Origin of the sequence: Devosia sp. SD17-2 (assembly GCF_029201565.1) — a bacterium.
Classification (GTDB): Bacteria; Pseudomonadota; Alphaproteobacteria; order Rhizobiales; family Devosiaceae; genus Devosia.
Genome location: NZ_CP104002.1, coordinates 1659935 through 1677304, shown reverse-complemented (window position 1 = coordinate 1677304; position 17370 = coordinate 1659935). Strand labels below are relative to the sequence as shown.

Annotated in this window: 16 protein-coding genes; 7 read left to right on the top strand and 9 right to left on the bottom strand. The window is 62.7% G+C overall.

Translation table 11 applies throughout. From position 1 onward, the window contains the following. Positions 1-82 precede the first annotated feature (82 nt). Positions 83-958, bottom strand: coding sequence for a DMT family transporter (locus NYQ88_RS08155; protein WP_275654440.1), 876 nt, complete (start codon positions 956-958; stop codon positions 83-85). Between the two features lie 216 nt (positions 959-1174). On the opposite strand from NYQ88_RS08155, the gene NYQ88_RS08150 reads away from it, so the two are divergent. The 3 genes from NYQ88_RS08150 (at position 1175) to NYQ88_RS08140 (ending at position 5170) form a co-directional block, all read left to right on the top strand. After that, positions 1175-2218, top strand: a complete 1044-nt coding sequence (locus tag NYQ88_RS08150) for an ABC transporter ATP-binding protein (RefSeq protein ID WP_275654439.1) — start codon at positions 1175-1177, stop codon at positions 2216-2218. A gap of 161 nt (positions 2219-2379) precedes the next feature. Further along, a complete protein-coding gene (locus tag NYQ88_RS08145; protein WP_275654875.1) occupies positions 2380-3396 on the top strand; it encodes an extracellular solute-binding protein in 1017 nt (338 codons plus the stop codon). Positions 3397-3436: 40 nt separating this feature from the next. Next, entirely contained in the window at positions 3437-5170 is a 1734-nt protein-coding gene (locus tag NYQ88_RS08140) for an iron ABC transporter permease (RefSeq protein WP_275654438.1), read from the top strand. 3 nt (positions 5171-5173) lie between these two features. Here the strand turns inward: NYQ88_RS08140 and NYQ88_RS08135 are convergent, their stop codons facing one another. Further along, the gene (locus tag NYQ88_RS08135) at positions 5174-6067 is read right to left on the bottom strand and encodes an acetylxylan esterase (protein ID WP_275654437.1); all 894 of its coding nucleotides are present in this window, start codon (positions 6065-6067) and stop codon (positions 5174-5176) included. Positions 6068-6244: 177 nt separating this feature from the next. Between NYQ88_RS08135 and NYQ88_RS08130 the strand changes: the two genes are divergently transcribed. Beyond that, positions 6245-7366 (top strand): NADH:flavin oxidoreductase/NADH oxidase, encoded by a 1122-nt coding sequence (locus NYQ88_RS08130; protein ID WP_275654436.1) that lies wholly within the window; start codon positions 6245-6247, stop codon positions 7364-7366. 260 nt (positions 7367-7626) lie between these two features. Beyond that, on the top strand, positions 7627-7875 hold the full coding sequence (locus NYQ88_RS08125) for a hypothetical protein (RefSeq protein ID WP_275654435.1): 249 nt from the start codon (positions 7627-7629) through the stop codon (positions 7873-7875). Positions 7876-7887: 12 nt separating this feature from the next. Here NYQ88_RS08125 and NYQ88_RS08120 read toward each other — a convergent pair whose 3' ends face one another. Further along, positions 7888-9810 carry a potassium transporter Kup gene (locus tag NYQ88_RS08120; RefSeq protein ID WP_275654434.1) on the bottom strand — a complete coding sequence of 641 codons (1923 nt, stop codon included), beginning with the start codon at positions 9808-9810 and terminating at the stop codon, positions 7888-7890. A gap of 156 nt (positions 9811-9966) precedes the next feature. Next, positions 9967-10581 (bottom strand): NADPH-dependent FMN reductase, encoded by a 615-nt coding sequence (locus tag NYQ88_RS08115; RefSeq protein WP_275654433.1) that lies wholly within the window; start codon positions 10579-10581, stop codon positions 9967-9969. A 311-nt stretch (positions 10582-10892) separates the two neighbouring features. On the opposite strand from NYQ88_RS08115, the gene NYQ88_RS08110 reads away from it, so the two are divergent. Then, positions 10893-11219, top strand: a complete 327-nt coding sequence (locus NYQ88_RS08110; protein ID WP_275654432.1) for a hypothetical protein — start codon at positions 10893-10895, stop codon at positions 11217-11219. 46 nt (positions 11220-11265) lie between these two features. On the opposite strand, the gene NYQ88_RS08105 is transcribed toward NYQ88_RS08110, so the two are convergent. The 3 genes from NYQ88_RS08105 to NYQ88_RS08095 all read right to left on the bottom strand — a co-directional run bounded on the left by NYQ88_RS08105 (position 11266) and on the right by NYQ88_RS08095 (position 14449). Continuing rightward, positions 11266-12009, bottom strand: a complete 744-nt coding sequence (locus NYQ88_RS08105; RefSeq protein ID WP_275654431.1) for a pyridoxine 5'-phosphate synthase — start codon at positions 12007-12009, stop codon at positions 11266-11268. Between the two features lie 92 nt (positions 12010-12101). After that, positions 12102-12656: an acetolactate synthase small subunit gene (gene ilvN, locus NYQ88_RS08100; protein WP_275654430.1), complete on the bottom strand. Its 555-nt coding sequence runs from the start codon at positions 12654-12656 to the stop codon at positions 12102-12104. Between the two features lie 23 nt (positions 12657-12679). Then, positions 12680-14449, bottom strand: a complete 1770-nt coding sequence (locus NYQ88_RS08095) for an acetolactate synthase 3 large subunit (protein WP_275654429.1) — start codon at positions 14447-14449, stop codon at positions 12680-12682. Between the two features lie 439 nt (positions 14450-14888). Here NYQ88_RS08095 and NYQ88_RS08090 point away from each other — a divergent pair, with 439 nt between their 5' ends. Next, a complete protein-coding gene (locus tag NYQ88_RS08090) occupies positions 14889-16388 on the top strand; it encodes an inorganic phosphate transporter (RefSeq protein WP_275654428.1) in 1500 nt (499 codons plus the stop codon). Here NYQ88_RS08090 and NYQ88_RS08085 read toward each other — a convergent pair. Then, on the bottom strand, positions 16378-16845 hold the full coding sequence (locus tag NYQ88_RS08085; RefSeq protein WP_275654427.1) for an NUDIX hydrolase: 468 nt from the start codon (positions 16843-16845) through the stop codon (positions 16378-16380). The genes NYQ88_RS08090 and NYQ88_RS08085 overlap by 11 nt on opposite strands. Positions 16846-17042: 197 nt before the next feature. After that, positions 17043-17318, bottom strand: coding sequence for a glycine zipper domain-containing protein (locus tag NYQ88_RS08080; protein ID WP_275654426.1), 276 nt, complete (start codon positions 17316-17318; stop codon positions 17043-17045). Between the last annotated feature and the right edge of the window lie 52 nt (positions 17319-17370).

The following is a 17370-nucleotide window of genomic DNA, read 5'->3' as shown; positions in this document are numbered from 1 at the left end:
AAGAGCTCCAGCGTTGAACGATACGATCCCCGCGAGAGCGGGGATCTTTGTTTTTGAGGGGGCCGTGTTCAGGCTGACCCGCCTACGCAGCCCGGATGCGGGTCCATCGCGCTCTAAGATTGTCGGCGTAGATGGCGCCTATGCCCCCGAGCACGACAACCACCATGCCCACGATCGCGAGCGTGTCGGGGATCTCGTTGAAGAAGAACGCGCCCAGCACCAGCGCCCAGACGATCTGGCTGTAGTTCATTGGCTCAACCCGGCTGACCGGGGCCGTCGAGATGGCGTTGATATAGAGCACCGAGCCGACGCCGCCGAACACACCACAGGCGACCATCAGCGCAGCCTCGGTGAGATTTGGCACCTGGAACCCGAGGATGAGAACCATCACCAGGTTGAAGGCTACAGTATAAATCGGCGGCACGATGAGAAGGCTGATCCTCCGCTCGTTGCTGGAGACGAAACGGGTGAGCGTCGAGGAGGCGGCATGCGCGACGACGCAGGCGACCATGGCCAGATGCCCCCATTGCAGTTCGCCAAACCCCGGTCGCACCACCAACAGAACTCCGGCGAAACTGATCGCGATGAAGAGCCAGCGCTCTGCCCGAACATCTTCTTTGAGAGAGATCACGGAGAGGATGGTGCTGGTTGCCGGAATGAGGAAGCCCAGCGAATAGGCTTCGGCCAATGGCAACGTCATGAAAGCATAGGTGAGCGACACGCCGGAGATGACGCGTAGGGTCGCGATCCCCTGCATGAGCCAGGGATGACGTAGGCGGAAGACGTCGCGCACCTTCTCCTCGCGCGGCTTCAGCACCAGCGCCGTCCCAAGACTGATACTGGTGAGCACGAGGCCCACCTCGAACACCCCGATCGTCTTTCCAAGCTGTTTGATCAAGGCGTCGGCAAAGGCCCAGAAGGCATAGGCCAGCAGGGCCAAAAATACTCCGCGTTCCACGAAAACTCCCCCTCAGGCGTCCCATCGAGGAGGGCACACGCAATGGCCCGACACAAGCCCGCGAAGGCGGCGCCTGGTCTGGTTTATCCAGATATTCACGGGCAGATTTGGGGTCGCCCCGCCGCCGCAGCCAGAGCCTCGCTCCCCGATCTTCGGACGGGCGCGCGGCTATCGCCTTTCTTGACAAAATAGGGACAAGCGGGGCTCTACTCCGTCATGCAACAGCTCACGCCAATTCTTTCCATCCGCGATGTGTCGCGCCGCTTCGGCAAGGTCGCCGCGCTCAACGCGGTTTCGCTCGACATCGATGCGGCCGAGATTGTCTGTCTCGTCGGCCATTCGGGGTGCGGGAAGTCTACCCTGCTGCGCGTGATCGCCGGCATCGAGGATATCGACGGTGGCAGCGTCGTCCTCGGCGGAGAACAGGTGTGCGGCGACGGCATCTTCGTCGAGCCCGAGCATCGCAGCGTCGGGCTGATGCTACAGGACTATGCCCTCTTCCCGCATATGACGGCGCGCCAGAACATCGGCTTCGGCCTGAAACATCTCAGCCGGAGCGAGGCCGCCGCGCGGGTTGACGATATTATCGACCGCCTGGGGCTTGGCCCGCTCGCCAACCGCTATCCGCATATGCTGTCGGGCGGCGAGCAGCAGCGCATTGCGCTGGCGCGCACCCTCGCCCCCCGGCCCAGCATCCTCCTTATGGACGAACCCTTTTCCAATCTCGACCGCGGGCTGCGCGACGATATCCGGGCCGAAACCATATCCCTGCTGCGCGGGCTGGGTACCACCGCCATTATCGTGACCCATGACCCGGAAGAGGCACTGGCGATCGGCGACAAGGTAGTACTGATGCACCGCGGTGAAGTCATTGAGGCCGGGACTGGCGAAGAAATCTATGCCACGCCCCACACCGCCTATGCGGCCGGCTTCTTCTCACAGGTCAATCACCTGCCCTCGCAGCGCCACGGGGAGTGGCTCGAAACCCCGCTCGGCCGGATCTCGGCCCCTGCCCTGCCCGGACCGGCGGATGTCTTCGTGCGGCCCCGCGCCCTCAGCATGGGCGGCGACGGAGTCGAGGCGAAGATCCTCTCGCGTAAATTGCTGGGCGAGATCGAGGAATGGAGCCTGGAGCTCGCAGGGCTCCCGCGCCCCCTGGTAATGCGCACCACGGCCCGCCACCAGGCAGAGCCCGGCGCAATGGTCAGCATCAAGCTGGACCCAAGTGACGTCATCGTCATACCCAAAGGCCAAGTATAGGCCAAATAGTTCAGCACATTCAAAAGGTTAGAACAGTTCTAATCTGCGCGAATATTACTTGACTTCAAAAGTCAGGCATGAGTAATGCGCCGGTATGGGCGCGAAAACAGGCCTCCGCCGCCCTTGATGCTGTGCACCAAGAGGAGACTATTTTGACAAGAATTGCAGGAATTCTGAGCGCCGCGAGCTTTTTGGTTCTGGGCTGCGCCGTGCCGGCCCTGGCCCAGGAGGTCAATATCTACACCACGCGCGAGCCGGGCCTCATTCAGCCCATCCTCGATGCGTTCACCACCGAGACCGGTGTGAAGGTGAATACCGTATTCCTGCAGGACGGGCTGATCGAGCGCGTCAAGGCGGAGGGCGAAAGCTCCCCGGCAGATCTGCTGATGACCGTTGATTTCGGCGCGCTTATCGACCTGGTCAATGCCGGCCTGACCCAGGCGGTGCAGTCCGACATCCTCGAGGCAACTGTCCCGGAATCCCTGCGTGATCCCGACGGCAACTGGTTCGGCCTGTCCGGCCGCGCGCGCGTTGTCTACGCCGCCAAGAACCTCGATCTCGACGCCATCACCTATGAGCAACTGGCCGATGAGGAATGGCGCGGCCGTCTCTGCATCCGCTCGGGTCAGCATCCCTATAATACGGCAATGATCGCGGCCTATATCGCCAAGCATGGCGAGGAAGAGGCCCGCACCTGGCTCGAAGGCGTCAAGGCCAATCAGGCCCGCGTTGCCGCTGGTGGTGACCGTGACGGGGCCCGCGACATCGCGGCCGGCATCTGTGACATCGCCGTTGCCAACTCCTATTACTACGGGCTGATGACCAGCGGCGCCGGTGGCGACGAGCAGAAGGCATGGGCCGATGCGATCAAGGTGATCCTGCCCACGTTCGAAAATGGTGGAACGCTGGTGAACATCTCCGGCGCCGGCGTGGCCGCTCATGCGCCGCATCGCGACGAAGCGGTCAAGCTTCTCGAATATCTCGTCTCCGAGCCGGCCCAGAAGCTCTATGCGGAGGCCAATTTCGAGCACCCGGTCAACGCCAAGGCCGAAGTACACCCGATCATCGCCGGCATCGGTACGTTGACGCCCGACAGCATGGCGCTGACCGAGGTCCTGCCTTATCGGACCCGCGCCAGCGAGCTGGTCGACGAAGTCAATTTCGACACCTTCAATTGAACCGACACTGCGGCGGGTTCGCCCGCCGCAGACTTTTCCCATGAGCCAGATTGCCTTGGGACGCACCGCGCGTCGGCCCTACATCGCCATCAACCCCTGGACCGCGCTGGCTCTTGCCGCCGCGGCCCTTGCGCTTTTGCCCATCACAACGATCGCGCTGACGGCTTTCGCCGACACCGGCGCGCTCTGGGGACATGTGTTGGTTCATGTGCTGCCGCAATCGGCCTGGAACACGGCTGTGCTGCTGGTCGGCACCGGCATCATCGCCACCTGCGTCGGCACGGGCGCGGCATGGATCGTGTCGGCCTATGATTTCAAGGGGCGCGGCGTGATCGAATGGGCGCTGCTGCTGCCGCTGGCGGTGCCGACCTATATCATGGCCTACGCCTATCTCGACATTCTAAGCCCGCTCGGCCCGGTGCAGGGGGCGATGCGCTACATTCTCGGCTATTCGAGCCCACGAGAATTCCGCCTGCCCGACATCCGGTCCATGTGGGGCGCGATCCTTGTTTTCGGCTTTGTGCTCTACCCCTATGTCTATCTCACCGCCCGGGCGATGTTCCTCACCCAGGCTGCCAATCTGGTAGAAGTGTCGCGCACGCTGGGAGTCAGCCGCAATGCCGTGTTCTGGCGTGTCGCCCTCCCTCTGGCGCGGCCGGCAATTGCTGTCGGCGTGTCGCTGGTGCTGATGGAAGTGCTCAATGACGTGGGCGCGGCCCAGTTCCTTGGCATCCGCACCATGACGGCCTCGGTCTATACGACCTGGATCGTGCGCACCGATCTGGCCGGCGCGGCGCAGATTGCGCTGGCCATGCTGGTCATCGTGATCGCTCTTCTCGTCATGGAGCGCTGGGCGCGGCGCAATCAGCGCTTTGCTTCCAATGCGCAGCGGGCAAGGGCCATGACTCCCGAGAAACTGACAGGGCTGAAGGCGCTGGTCGCCCTGGGGCTGGGCCTGACGCCGATCCTCATCGGTTTTGCCGGACCGGCTCTATATCTCATCGTCGCGGCAGTGAGACGGCTCGAATTCGCCGGGCTCTCGGCGCCGCTGGTGCGCGCCGCCATCAACACCGTCAGCGTTTCGGCCATTGCCATGCTGGTGGTGCTGGTGCTCGGCTTTGCCACCGCCTATGCCGGGCGGCTGCGACCCGGTCGGTTGAGCGCCGCGCTCGCCCGTATCGCGACGCTCGGTTACGCCGTGCCAGGCACTGTCTTGGCGATTGGCATTCTCGTGCCGGTTGCGGCGTTTGACAGGACGCTCGACGGCTTTTTCCGCGAGAATTTTGGCTGGTCGACGGGGCTGCTGTTGCTCGGTTCGGGCGTTGCGCTGGTCTACGCCTATACCGCGCGCTTCCTCGCCATTTCCACCGGCGGCATCGAGGCGGGCCTCAGCCGCATCCCGCCCTCGTTCGATCATGCCTCGCGCACACTGGGCCAGAGCGCAACCGGGACCATGTTGCATATCCACCTGCCGCTCTCGCGCACCGCCATTGTCGCCGCGGGGCTGCTGGTCTTCGTGGATTGCATGAAGGAATTGCCGGCAACCCTTTTGCTGCGGCCGCTGAATTTTGAAACGCTGGCCACGCTGCTTTACGGCGAGGCCGCGCGGGGCACCTATGAAGATGCGGCGCTGGCGGCGCTGATCCTGGTGTTGATCGGTATCCTGCCGGTGATCCTGCTGGCACGGACAGGCCGGGCCGCAGGCGTGGCGCGGCCGACCCATGCTGCGGGCGACCACGCCCATCCCACGACCCTCTCTACCGATCAGGCCTAGCCCTCAGGTGGTCGCCGCGAGATGGCGGCCGAAAAAGGCGAGAACGGCTTCCCGGATGCGCGGCGTCTCGCGATGGCCGACGTCGGGCTCGCTGATCTTCTCGAGCATCTCGGGATTTTTCGCATAAGCGGGTGCGAGCTCCGACCAGGCGCGGGCGACGGCTTCCGGTGGGGTCAGATTGTCGGCCTCGCCGATGCAGACCAATTGCGGGCGCGGCGCGACCAGAGCAGCAATCCCCCCGCAGTCGGTCTCCTTCAAGAGGCCCGGGACGGTGAGATAGATGCCGTGGCCGTCGTGCGCGCCCAGCTCGATCATGGTGCGGAAATCAGCAAAGCAGCAGAGATGGGCGACGGCGGCAATGCGCGGATCAAGCGCGGCCAGCCAATAGCTCAGCGCGCACCCCATGGAAATCCCGAACGCGCCGATCCGGCTGGCGTCGACATCGTCGCGACCGGCGAGATAGGTCAGTGCCGCGGCATGGTCCGAGAGCATCTGCCCGAACAGCGATTTGCCATGCCAAAGCAACGCCTTGGCCGCAAAGCTTTCACTGACGCTGGCGCGCTGCCCGAAGATCGGCATGTCGATGCAAAGGGTAACATAGCCGGCGCGGGCAAAGACCGGACCCAGCGGATCAAGGAGATATTCGCGGCCATCGAGAAGTTCCCTAGCGCCGATGGCATAACCCCCGCCGTGGGAATGACCGTAGAGGATTGCCGGGTGGCGCCCACCTTCTCTGCTCGGCCGGGTGAGAATGCCGCGCACCTCCTCTTCGCCGAGACGGAAGCGGAGATGTTCGATCGTATAGTCGCCCATGTCCTCAACGCGGTGCGACAGAAGGGAAATCTGTGGCTCTGCAAGGCCGACAAGCTCGGCGAAACGCGCTCTCGTGATGCTCATGGTCTTCTCCCCCAATCTCCTCGCCCGAGCCTAGCCGAGCGATTGGCACGGTGCCATGCCGCCCGGCGCGATGACCACAAATGTTTATCGTCGAACGCCTGTCTTTTCCTTCATCGGCACTTGCCGATGAACTGTCCGATGTGCATGTATTTCATCCCAACCGCCCAGCGAGACCTCATGACAAAGCTTTTCTCCCCCATCGCCCTGCGCGATCTGACCCTGCGCAACCGCACCGTCGTGGCGCCGATGTGCCAGTATTCTGCCATCGACGGCTTCGTGAATGACTGGCACATGGTCCATCTCGGACGCTTCGCCATGGGCGGGTTCGGGCTTGTTGTTCTGGAGGCCAGCGGCGTCGTCCCGGAAGGGCGCATCAGCTATGGCGACCTCGGCATCTGGAAGGACGAGCATATCGCCCCCCTCGCCCGTATCGTGGATTTCCTCCACAGCCAGGGCGCTGCGGCCGGTATCCAGCTGGCCCATGCAGGCCGCAAGGCCTCGACTTCCGTGTCCTGGCGCGGGCCGGAAGACCTTGCGACCGAAGAGCAGCGCAAGGCTGCCGGCTATGAGCACTGGACGCCGGTTGCACCGAGCGCCGTGTCCCATGACCCCAATGACAGCGACTACCAGGTGCCGACGGCGCTCGACAAGGCAGGCATCCGTCGCGTGATCGAAGGCTTTGTGGACGCTGCGCGCCGCGCCGATAAGGCCGGTTTCGACACTGTCGAAATCCACGCTGCCCATGGTTACCTCCTCAACCAGTTCCTGTCGCCATTGGCCAATTTCCGTACCGATGAATATGGCGGCAGCCTTGAAAACCGGATGCGGCTGGTGCTGGAAGTCACAGAGGCCGTCCGCGCAGTCTGGCCGGCCGAAAAGCCCCTGCTCGCCCGGCTTTCGGTCAGTGACAATGCCGAGGGCGGCTGGACTGTCGAGGACAGCGTCGTGCTCGCGCGCGAACTCAAGGCGCGTGGCGTTGACGCCATCGACTGCTCCAGCGGCGGGTTTGCACAAGGGCAGATCGTTTCGGCGGCGGGCTATCAGGTCCCCTTCGCCAAGGCGGTCCGCGACGGCGCCGGCATCCCGACCATGGCTGTCGGGCTCCTCGGCGACATCCACGAGGCTGAACGCATTCTGGTCGATGGCGAGGCCGACTTCATCGCCCTCGCCCGTGGGGCGCTCGATGATCCCAATTGGGCGGCTCACGCAGCCCGCTTGCTGGAAGACGATTATTCACTCTGGCCGATTCAGACGCGTCGTGTCGTTGGCCGGGACAAGGTGCTGGGCATCCGCAGCTAGACTTTCCTGACAGAACCCTGAACGCCGCCATCCCACTTTTGCCGTGATGGCGGCGCTTGCTTGACGCCACACGAGCAGGAGACTGACATGGACACCAAGGCCGCCATTCTGGCCCTGATCACCGCCTGCGGCTTTGCTGCCGGAGGCCCTGCAATGGCTCAGGACAGCGCAGAACCAGGCGTTGAAGGGGAAGACCGCGCACCCCGCTTCTCAACAAGGTGTGGGTGCGGCAGGACGACGACTCCGGCCTTCCTGGGGTCATGCATATCTTCCTCGAGGACGGCACGCTGGTGTCCGACAGCTGCTGGGAGACCTACCGGCTCTCGCGCTGGCAGCAGGTCTCCGAGAGCGAGATCTCCTGGGAGGAATACGGCATGACCATTGCGGCCGACATTGCCGCTCTCTCCGAGACCGAGCTTGTGCTCAATCTCAAGCTCGGCGCGGAAGTGCTTGAGCAACGGTTCGCGCCGGCCGAGGTGCCATATGTCTGCCCGGACATGGTGAAGTAGGCAAAAGCCCGCCTACATCACCACCTGCGTGCCGATCTCCACCACGCGTCCGGTGGGGATATGGAAATATTCCGTCGCGTCGCTGGCATTGCGCGCCAGACGGATGAAGACGCGATCCTGCCAGAACCGCAGGAGGCCGGTTTTCTGGCCGATTTTCAGCGAACGTCGGGAGAGGAAGAACGAGGTCGACATGATATCGAACTTCCACCCCAGTTTTCGCGCCAGCACCAGCGCCTTCGGGATATTAGGCGTTTCCATGTAGCCGAAGGTGACGATGACGCGTGAGAACAGCTCGTTGTAGGCGTCGATGGTCACCTTCTCGTCGTCCGGCACGCGGGGCGAGACCGAGGTCCGCACGGTGAGGATGACGTTCTGCTCATGCAGCACCTTGTAATGCTTGAGACTGTGCAGCAGCGCCGTTGGCGCGCCCTCGATATCGCTGGTGAGGAAGATGGCCGTGCCCGGCACGGTCGTCGGCTTCTTGCGAGCGAGATTATCGACGAGGAACTGCAGCGGCACTTCATCACGACGGGTCTTGTCCGAGAGGCGGCGGCGGCCGGCCATCCAGCTCCACATGACGAGTGCCACCACGACGGCAACCGCTGCCGGCACCCAGCCACCCTGGAAGAGTTTTGCGGCATTGGCGGCAAAGAAGGTGCCGTCGATGATGAGGAAGACGAGGCCGAACAGCACCACCGCAATGGGTGGCCACTTCCAGTTGCGCCACATGACGACGACGAGAAGCGCCAGCGTGACCCCCATGACGCCCGATACGGCGATGCCATAAGCGTTCGAGAGCGCCGCGGAGCTGCCGAAAACAACCACCAGAACCAGCACGCCGAGCATCAGCATGGCGTTGATCTGGGGCATGTAGATTTGCCCGCTCTGGGTTTCGGATGTGTGCTGGACCACCATGCGGGGCAGCATGTTGAGCGCGATGGCCTGTTGGGCGAGGCTGAACGTGCCGGTGATGACAGCCTGGCTGGCGATGATGGTGGCGCAGGTCGCCAGAATGACAAAGGGCAGCAGCGCCCATTGCGGCTGCATCTCGAAGAACGGACTGCCGACATTCTCGATGCCGCGCTCGAGCACATAGGCGCCCTGCCCGAAATAATTGAGCAGCAGGCAGGGGAAGACCAGGCCGAACCAGGCTAGAACGATCGGCTTGCGCCCAAAATGGCCGAGATCGACGTAGAGCGCCTCAGCCCCGGTGACGGCGAGGAAGATCGCGCCCATGACCACAAAGGCGATGGCGAAATGGTCGACAAGGAACTGGACCCCGAGAAGCGGATTGAGCGCCCAAAGCACACCTGGATAGTCGATGATATGAAAGAGCCCGGAAATGCCCAGGGTGAGGAACCAGATGGCGGTGACGGGGCCGAAGACGATGGACACCTTGGCGGTGCCGAAGCGCTGGACCGCAAAGATGCCGACGATCAGCACAAGGGTGATCGGCACGACCCAGCGCCCCATGCCGGGGGCCACGAGATCAAGTCCCTCAACCGCTGACAGCACCGAGATGGCGGGCGTGATGATAGCATCGCCGAAGAACAGCGCGGCCCCCAGAACGCCGAGAACGGTGATCCAGATCGGCGGGTTCGCAAAGGTTTTTCGGGCCAGCGCCATCAACGACAGCGTGCCGCCTTCGCCATTATTGTCGGCGCGGGTGACGAAGAAGACGTATTTCACCGCGACGGTGAGGGTCAGTGCCCAGACAATGAGCGAGAGCAGCCCGAGTATCTCGAGATGCGACGACGCTGCCCCGGGCCGGATATGCATGGCCTGGCGGAAGGCGTAAATCGGACTGGTGCCGATATCGCCGTAGACGACACCGATAGCCCCCAGAGTGAGGATGGGCAGATTGGACTTTGCGTGGCTGGCCTGGTCGGTCGCTAACGCCCCGGCCTCCGGGCCGGACGTATTCGAACGCGTCATCAGAAGCGGGGCTCTCTGTTGCTAAGGCGGGCGCCGCTATACACCCGCGCCCCACCACACACAATACTCCGAGAAGCGATTGGTTCAAACCAGTCAGGGGCCGCTCCTTCCGGAACGACCCCTGCCAGGTAAACGAAGACTGTTGGGCCTTCGAACTTATTCAGCAGCCTGGGCGACGTCGGCTTCGGCGTTGCGGGCAGCCTTGGTCGCATTGCCCCACCAGATCAGCTGGTCCAGCATGTCCTTGGTCGAGTTGCCGATCGAGCCTTCAAGGTCGTTCAGCGACTTGGTGCCACCAAAGCCAGGGTGCACGGAGACGAAGTCTGCGCCGGCGATATGAACGGCCGAACGGGTCGAAGCCATCTGCAGCTCGACACCGATGGTGCGCAGGTTTTCGATGGCGCGGGCAGCACCGACCGAACCATAGCCGACAGCGCCGAACGCCTTCTTGGTCCACTCGACATAAGCCTGGTCGAGAGCGTTCTTCAGCGCACCGGTGATGGCGCGGTTGTATTCAGCGACGACAAAAATGAAGGCGTCGAATTCGCCGACCTTGTTCTGCCACTTTACAGCATTGGGGTTCTGCGAAGGCATCCAGGCGTTGGACGCGGCTTCGTCGAAGAACGGCAGGTCGAAATCACGGAGGTCAACGATCTCTGCCTCGATCTCGGGGCGCGCATTGGCCTTCTCGAGGATCCACTTGGCGGGGACTTCGCCGAAGCGGGTGGGACGGGTGGAAGAGATGATGACGCCGACTTTGAGCTTGGACATCTGGGTGCCCTCCTTGGTAACAAATCGTAACTGAGGCGATATATGTGCCTGCAATCGATTTGCTCAAGAGGGAACCTTTATGTCCTTCAGGGACACCGGAGTGACATAGGCACACCAATGTAAGTATCGGAAATCAAAGGATTTCGGATGTTTCGGGGGATTTTCACCGTTACTGAGGCGTGATCGGACAGCGTTCTGAGACGCAGTGTTCAACCAGAGGCAACAATCTGTGGATCGGCAAGGCGGGATAATGACCGTGTCATTTTTTTCTGTTTACTCCCAGTATCTTAATGAAAAACTGAGGGACTAACATGAAAATCATCTCGACCGCGCTGGCGCTTGCTGTGCTCAGCATCGGCACGATCCACGCGGCTGCGCTCGACCGCAAGGTGCGCATCGTGAATGACACCTCCTACGTCATCGTCGAGTTCTACGCCTCCAGCACCGGCACCCAGTCCTGGGAAGAGGATATTCTGGGCAGCGACGTTCTGGGCTCCGGCGACAGCGTCATGATCAACATCGACGACGGCTCGGGCTACTGCAAATACGATTTCCGCGCTGTGTTTGACGACGGTGACGAAGTGACTTCCGGCGACAACAATGTGTGCGAGCTCTCGGAGTTCACCTTCACCGATTGATCGGCAAGTTGTGCTGGGCGCGGGGCTTTTCCCAAACAGGGAAGCGTCAGCCGCCCAGCACTTCCCGATAGCGGCGCGTGGCCTCGGCAAAGCCGATAAGAAGGGCGTCCGCCGTAATGCCGTGGCCGATCGAGACTTCCGCCACACCCGGCACCTTCTCCTGAAACGCAGGCAGGTTCTCGAGCGTCAGGTCATGGCCGGCATTGACGCCGAGCCCGATATCAAGCGCCGCCCGGCATGTCTCTGCGAGATCCGCCAGCTCGCGCTCAGCGCGGGCCGGATCATCGAAGCAGGCGCCATAGGGGCCGGTGAACAGCTCGATCCGATCCGCACCCGTGGCCTTGGCTGCCGCAACGCCAGCCGCGCCCGCATCAGGATCGCAGAACAGCGAAATACGGCGGCCCGGACGCGCCAGACGCTGGACCACGTCACGCAGGAAATTGCCCTGCTCCGCAAACGGCCAGCCGTGATCGGATGTCGCCTGTGCCGGATCATCGGGGACGAGGGTCACCTGCTCGGGGTTCACCGCATCAACCAGCGCCAGAAAATCCTCGCTGGGATAGCCTTCAATATTGAATTCGGCGGACGGATAGTCGGCGCGCAGCAGGGCCGAGAGCTCATACACATCAGTGCGCCGGATGTGTCGTTCGTCTGGACGGGGGTGGATGGTGATGCCGCTCGCCCCGGCATCGAGGACCACGCGGGCAATCCCGGTCACACTGGGCCACGGCAGATCGCGCCGATTGCGCAGCTGGGCGACGGCATTGAGATTGACGGAGAGAAGAGTCATGGCGGGGCCCCGATTTGGTCGGCCCTGCCATACACCAGACTGGGCGGTTCGCCCAATCTATCCTTTTGGTTTCAACGCAAACGCGCCGGTGACTACATGCTCGCCGGGCCGCGGCCGATGGCGGCAAGGCCGGTCCGCACCACTTCGACGAGACCGAGCGGCGACATCAGGGCGATAAAGCTGTCGATCTTGTCTGGCTTGCCGGTCACTTCAAAGACGAAGCTCTCGACGGTCGCATCGACGATATGGGCGCGGAAGGCGTCAGCGAGACGCAGGGTTTCGGCGCGATGCTCGCCCGAACCCTTCACCTTGATCAGGGCCAGTTCACGCTCGACAAAATTGCCTTCGGCCGTGAGATCGTGCACGCGGTGCACGGGCACAAGGCGCTCGAGCTGCAGCTTGATCTGCACGAGGGTTTTTGGCGTGGCGATAACGACAACCGTGATGCGGCTAAGTCGACGGCCGTGTTCGGTCTCGCTGACCGTCAGGCTTTCGATATTGTAGCCGCGGGCCGAGAAAAGGCCCACGACGCGGGCGAGGATGCCCGGCTCATTGTCGACGAGCACGGAAAGGGTGTGGCGTTCGGTTTCCTGGGTTTCCTTGGTCAGGAAATAGGCCGAACCGGTGGGCTGCATATGTGCGTTCATGTCTGCTTACCTCCGCAACCGGCTTAAACCAGCTGCCGTCCCTTCTCGTCGATGATGTCCCCGATATTGGCTGTGTCGGGCAGGATGATTTCATTGTGCGGCTTGCCCGAGGGGATCATGGGCAGGCAGTTCTCGTCCTTTTCGACGAGCACGTCGAAGACCACCGGGCCATCATAGTCGAGCATTTCGGCAATGGCGGCGTCGAGCTCGGTCGGGCTGTCGCACTTGATGCCCTTGGCACCATAGGCCTCGGCCAGCTTGACGAAATCGGGCAGCGATTCCGAATAGGAATGCGCATAGCGCGAGCCGTGCAGCAGGTCCTGCCACTGGCGGACCATGCCCATGCGCTCATTGTTGAGGATGAAGATCTTGATCGGCAGGCGATACTGCACCGCCGTCGACAGCTCCTGCATGGTCATCTGCACCGAAGCTTCACCGGCGATGTCGATCACCAGCGCGTCGGGATGGGCAACCTGCACGCCGACCGCGGCCGGCAGGCCATAGCCCATGGTGCCCAGGCCACCCGAGGTCATCCAGCGGTTAGGCTGATCGAAGTGGAAGTGCTGGGCGGCCCACATCTGGTGCTGGCCGACTTCGGTGGTGATATACACCTCCTTGCCCTGCTTCTTGGTCGCCTCATAGAGGCGCTCGATCGCATATTGCGGCTTGATGGTGGTGTCGGAGTTCTTGTAGCCGAGCGAATTGACCGCACGCCACTTGGCAATCTGCTCCCACCACGGCGCGATGGCCTCGGTGCGGGGCTGATTGGTCTTGCTGCGCCAGATGCGGACCATCTCGGCCAGAACGCGCTCGCTGTCGCCAATGATCGGCACGTCGACGCGCACGACCTTGTTGATCGAGGACGGGTCGATATCGACGTGGATCTTGCGGCTATGGGGCGAGAAGGCGTCGATGCGACCGGTGATGCGGTCGTCGAAGCGCGCACCGATATTGATCATGACGTCGCAATCATGCATCGCCCAATTGGCTTCATATGTGCCGTGCATGCCCAGCATGCCCAGCCACTGCGGATTGGAGGCGGGGAAAGCGCCGAGGCCCATGAGGGTGGATGTCACCGGGAAGCCGGTGAGGGCTGCCAGCTCACGCAGATGCTCGGCCGCTGCCGGGCCGGCGTTGATCACGCCGCCGCCGGTATAGAAGACCGGGCGTTCTGCCTTGAGCATCAGGTCGACGGCAGCCTCGATGGCAGCAGCGTCGCCATCCATCTGCGGGCGGTAGCTCTGGTGGCGCAGGGTATCAAGGTCTGGCGTGTAGTAGTCGCCAAGCGCGAACTGCACGTCCTTGGGGATATCGATGACCACCGGGCCGGGACGGCCGGTCGTGGCAATGTGGAACGCCTCGTGCATGATGCGTGGCAGGTCTTCGACGCGCTTGACCAGATAATTGTACTTGGTGCAGCTGCGCGTGATGCCGACCGTGTCGCATTCCTGGAACGCGTCCGAGCCGATCAGCGTGGTGGGCACCTGGGCGGTGATGCAGACGAGCGGGATGGAGTCCATCAGCGCGTCGGTGAGACCAGTGACGGCATTTGTCGCGCCCGGGCCCGAGGTCACCAGCACCACACCCGGCTTGCCGGTGGAGCGCGCATAGCCTTCGGCCATATGGGTCGCGCCCTGCTCGTGGCGGACCAGAATGTGCTTCACAAAATCCTGCTGGAACATGGCGTCATAGATCGGCAGAGCCGCGCCACCGGGATACCCGAAGATATGTTCAACACCCTGATCCGTCAGCGCCTGGATCACCATCTCTGCGCCGGTCATTTTCTCGGCCATTACGAGCCCTTCCCTAAAGTCCTGTTGCCCATGGCGGCGGGCCTGTCATTCGTTGGTGCCTTTCTGACCGCCTCGGCGGAAAAAAGGCAATAAAAAAGGCCCCGTTCGGGACCTGTTTTCGGCGCACCAGCTATCGCGCGGGGTTTTACCCCACGTTGCCGATGCGCCTACCTACTACGAGAATGAGTGCCCGCACGGGACCTCTCCAAATTCAAAGACGCGTATTGATAGGATCAAGCCGAAGCATTCGTCAAGGGCGCGGATGGCCGGAACAGCCCTCGACACCCGCTGAATGAGCCGAAATTGCCAACATGCGTGCCCATCGCGCCTCTATCGCGCCGGAAAAGCGTTGAGGGAGTGCAGAAGCGCCCGCAAAACAGGTGGCCTCGGCGCGAGACAGTGCTATGGGCATCAGCAGATTTCATGACGGTTTGGTGACATGAGTAAAAGCGCGCTGGACAAGGACCTGCAGAGGGTAACCGGTCTCGAAACAGCCACCCATAATCTGAGCCGGTCCTTGGCCGCACCAGGCATCGCCTTGGTGTTCCTGCTTCTTGCCGCGGTGTGGGCAAGTTTTTCGGTCGGACAAGGTCCGACAAGCTACATCGTCGTTATCGGCGCTATCATCGCCGGCTACATGGCGCTCAATGTCGGCGCCAATGACGTCGCCAACAACATGGGCCCTGCCGTGGGCTCACGCGCCATCAGCATGGGTGGCGCGCTTGTCATCGCAGGCATCTTCGAAGCGGCCGGTGCGCTGCTCGCCGGTGGCGACGTCGTCAACACCGTCGCCCGCGACCTGCTGACAACGCCCGAGATCGAAGCCTCGACCTTTATCATGGTGATGATGGCGGCCCTGCTCGCCTCGGCGCTGTGGGTGAACCTTGCCACCTTTATCGGTGCACCCGTCTCGACCACCCACGCCGTGGTCGGTGGCGTGGTCGGTGCCGGCATTGCCTCGGCCGGTTTCGGCATCGTCAACTGGCCGATGATCGGCGCCATCGCCGCCAGCTGGGTGATCTCGCCCGTTCTCGGCGCAATCGCCGCTGCGGCCCTGCTGGCGATCATCATGGCCACCATCACCAACCGTATCGACAAGATTTCGGCTGCGCTCGTCTGGGTGCCGATCTTCGTGGCCATCATGACCGGCGTCTTCGCCATGTATCTGGCCACCAAGGGCCTGAGCCGTGTGTGGAAGCCGGACTTGCTGACCACTGGTCTGCTCGGCCTCGCCTTCGCCGCACTTGGGTGGATCGTCGCCATGCCGTGGGTGCGCAAGCAGTCGCTGCATATGGAGAACCGGAAGAAGCACATCGCCACCCTCTTCCGCCTGCCCCTGATTATCTCGGCTGCGCTGCTGTCCTTTGCCCATGGTGCCAATGACGTTGCCAACGCCATCGGCCCCTTCGCTGCCATTGTCAGCGCCATTGAGACCGGCCACGGCCAGGCCGCTGGCATCAGCCTGCCCTTCTGGGTTCTGGCGATCGGTGCGGTGGGTATCTCCCTAGGACTCGCTCTCTTCGGGCCGCGTCTCATCCGCACGGTCGGCGAGCAGATCACCAAGCTCAATGAAATCCGGGCATTCTGCGCCGCCCTGTCAGCAGCAATTACGGTGCTGGTCGCTTCGGCCCTCGGCATGCCGGTGTCGTCCACGCACATCGCCGTGGGCGCTGTGTTCGGTGTCGGCTTCCTGCGTGAATATTATTCGCGGCGCGACATGGAAGGCACGGCCGTGCCGGTGAACGCCAAGTTCGTCGACTCCAGCCAGCTTAATGCGACACCGGAAGATGCGCTTGCAAATGCCCGTAAAGCTGAGAGCCGCCTGCTGGTCCGGCGTCACCACGTCTACAGCATTGCTGCAGCCTGGGTGGTGACGGTTCCGGCCTCGGCTATTCTCTCCGGCCTGCTGTTCCTGGGCCTGACCCTGATTATCGGCTAGTGCCGAGAAGCTGTGCGTTCAGGCGCACAGCCAACCGCGCCAGCGAGCGATCGGCAAGAAGGCGCTGGGCTTCGGAAACCGTTGCCCAGTGCCGCAGACGCTGGCCATCTTCGCGCCAGGTGTCGTGCTGCTGGGTCACCTTGAGCGGATAAAGATCCACATCGACGAGGCTTGCGCCATCCGAACCGATGCCCGTGCGGTAGCTGCCGATGGGCGTCGTCGCGATCTCGCCAGACACGCCGGCTTCCTCGAGCGCTTCCATGGCAGCGCTGTCCCAGGGCGTGGTCTCGGGCTCAATGGCACCCTTGGGAAAAATCCACTTGCCGCTGCGGCGCGATGTGATGAGCAGGAACGCCACCCGGCCGTCGACGATCGCATAGGGCAAAGCCCCGGCCTGGCGCAACGCCTGGCGCGTCTCGGCAATGGGGCTCCAATTCTTGAGAATATCGCGCAGCAACGCCATCTCCATAGCAGGTCTGGACGCTCTCTCGCATGGCACGGCGGGATGAGTCCACCGCCGACGACCAATATTGCTGGGCTGTCACCAGCGTGAGGCACGACGGACACAAAAACACCCGGCAGGACGAACCTTGCCGGGTGTTGGCGCCAAGGGTATGGCGCAGAGCCGCATAGGGGGCGATGCGGCTCGTGGGGTTAGCCGCGCGGGCAGGTATCGATGTACTGGGTGCCGTTGGAACGACGATAGACGCAACGGTCGTTGCTGCCATCGACGCGGCCAAGGACGTCACCAGCGGCAGCGCCAACAACGCCACCAATGCCGGCGCCGACTGCGGTGCCGACAATATTACCGCCGGTTGCGCCGGCGCCAACGATCGCACCGCCCACGGCGCCTACGGTGGCACCCTGCTGCGTTGACGTGCAAGCTGCCATCGAAAGCGCCGTTGCGGCGATGATCAGAATCTTGTGCATGTAACCCTCCACTGAGATATTGCCGGAAAAATGCTCCAGAACGGGATTGGTT

Bases quoted from the DNA above. Each gene is read 5' to 3' on its own strand.
- NYQ88_RS08135 (WP_275654437.1), bottom strand. From the start codon at position 6,067: ATGAGCATCACGAGAGCGCGTTTCGCCGAGCTTGTCGGCCTTGCAGAG.
- NYQ88_RS08105 (WP_275654431.1), bottom strand. From the start codon at position 12,009: ATGACTCTTCTCTCCGTCAATCTCAATGCCGTCGCCCAGCTGCGCAAT.
- NYQ88_RS08080 (WP_275654426.1), bottom strand. From the start codon at position 17,318: ATGCACAAGATTCTGATCATCGCCGCAACGGCGCTTTCGATGGCAGCT.
- NYQ88_RS08115 (WP_275654433.1), bottom strand. From the start codon at position 10,581: ATGTCCAAGCTCAAAGTCGGCGTCATCATCTCTTCCACCCGTCCCACC.
- NYQ88_RS08110 (WP_275654432.1), top strand. From the start codon at position 10,893: ATGAAAATCATCTCGACCGCGCTGGCGCTTGCTGTGCTCAGCATCGGC.
- NYQ88_RS08125 (WP_275654435.1), top strand. From the start codon at position 7,627: ATGCATATCTTCCTCGAGGACGGCACGCTGGTGTCCGACAGCTGCTGG.
- ilvN (WP_275654430.1), bottom strand. From the start codon at position 12,656: ATGAACGCACATATGCAGCCCACCGGTTCGGCCTATTTCCTGACCAAG.
- NYQ88_RS08140 (WP_275654438.1), top strand. From the start codon at position 3,437: ATGAGCCAGATTGCCTTGGGACGCACCGCGCGTCGGCCCTACATCGCC.
- NYQ88_RS08150 (WP_275654439.1), top strand. From the start codon at position 1,175: ATGCAACAGCTCACGCCAATTCTTTCCATCCGCGATGTGTCGCGCCGC.
- NYQ88_RS08090 (WP_275654428.1), top strand. From the start codon at position 14,889: ATGAGTAAAAGCGCGCTGGACAAGGACCTGCAGAGGGTAACCGGTCTC.
- NYQ88_RS08130 (WP_275654436.1), top strand. From the start codon at position 6,245: ATGACAAAGCTTTTCTCCCCCATCGCCCTGCGCGATCTGACCCTGCGC.
- NYQ88_RS08095 (WP_275654429.1), bottom strand. From the start codon at position 14,449: ATGGCCGAGAAAATGACCGGCGCAGAGATGGTGATCCAGGCGCTGACG.
- NYQ88_RS08120 (WP_275654434.1), bottom strand. From the start codon at position 9,810: ATGACGCGTTCGAATACGTCCGGCCCGGAGGCCGGGGCGTTAGCGACC.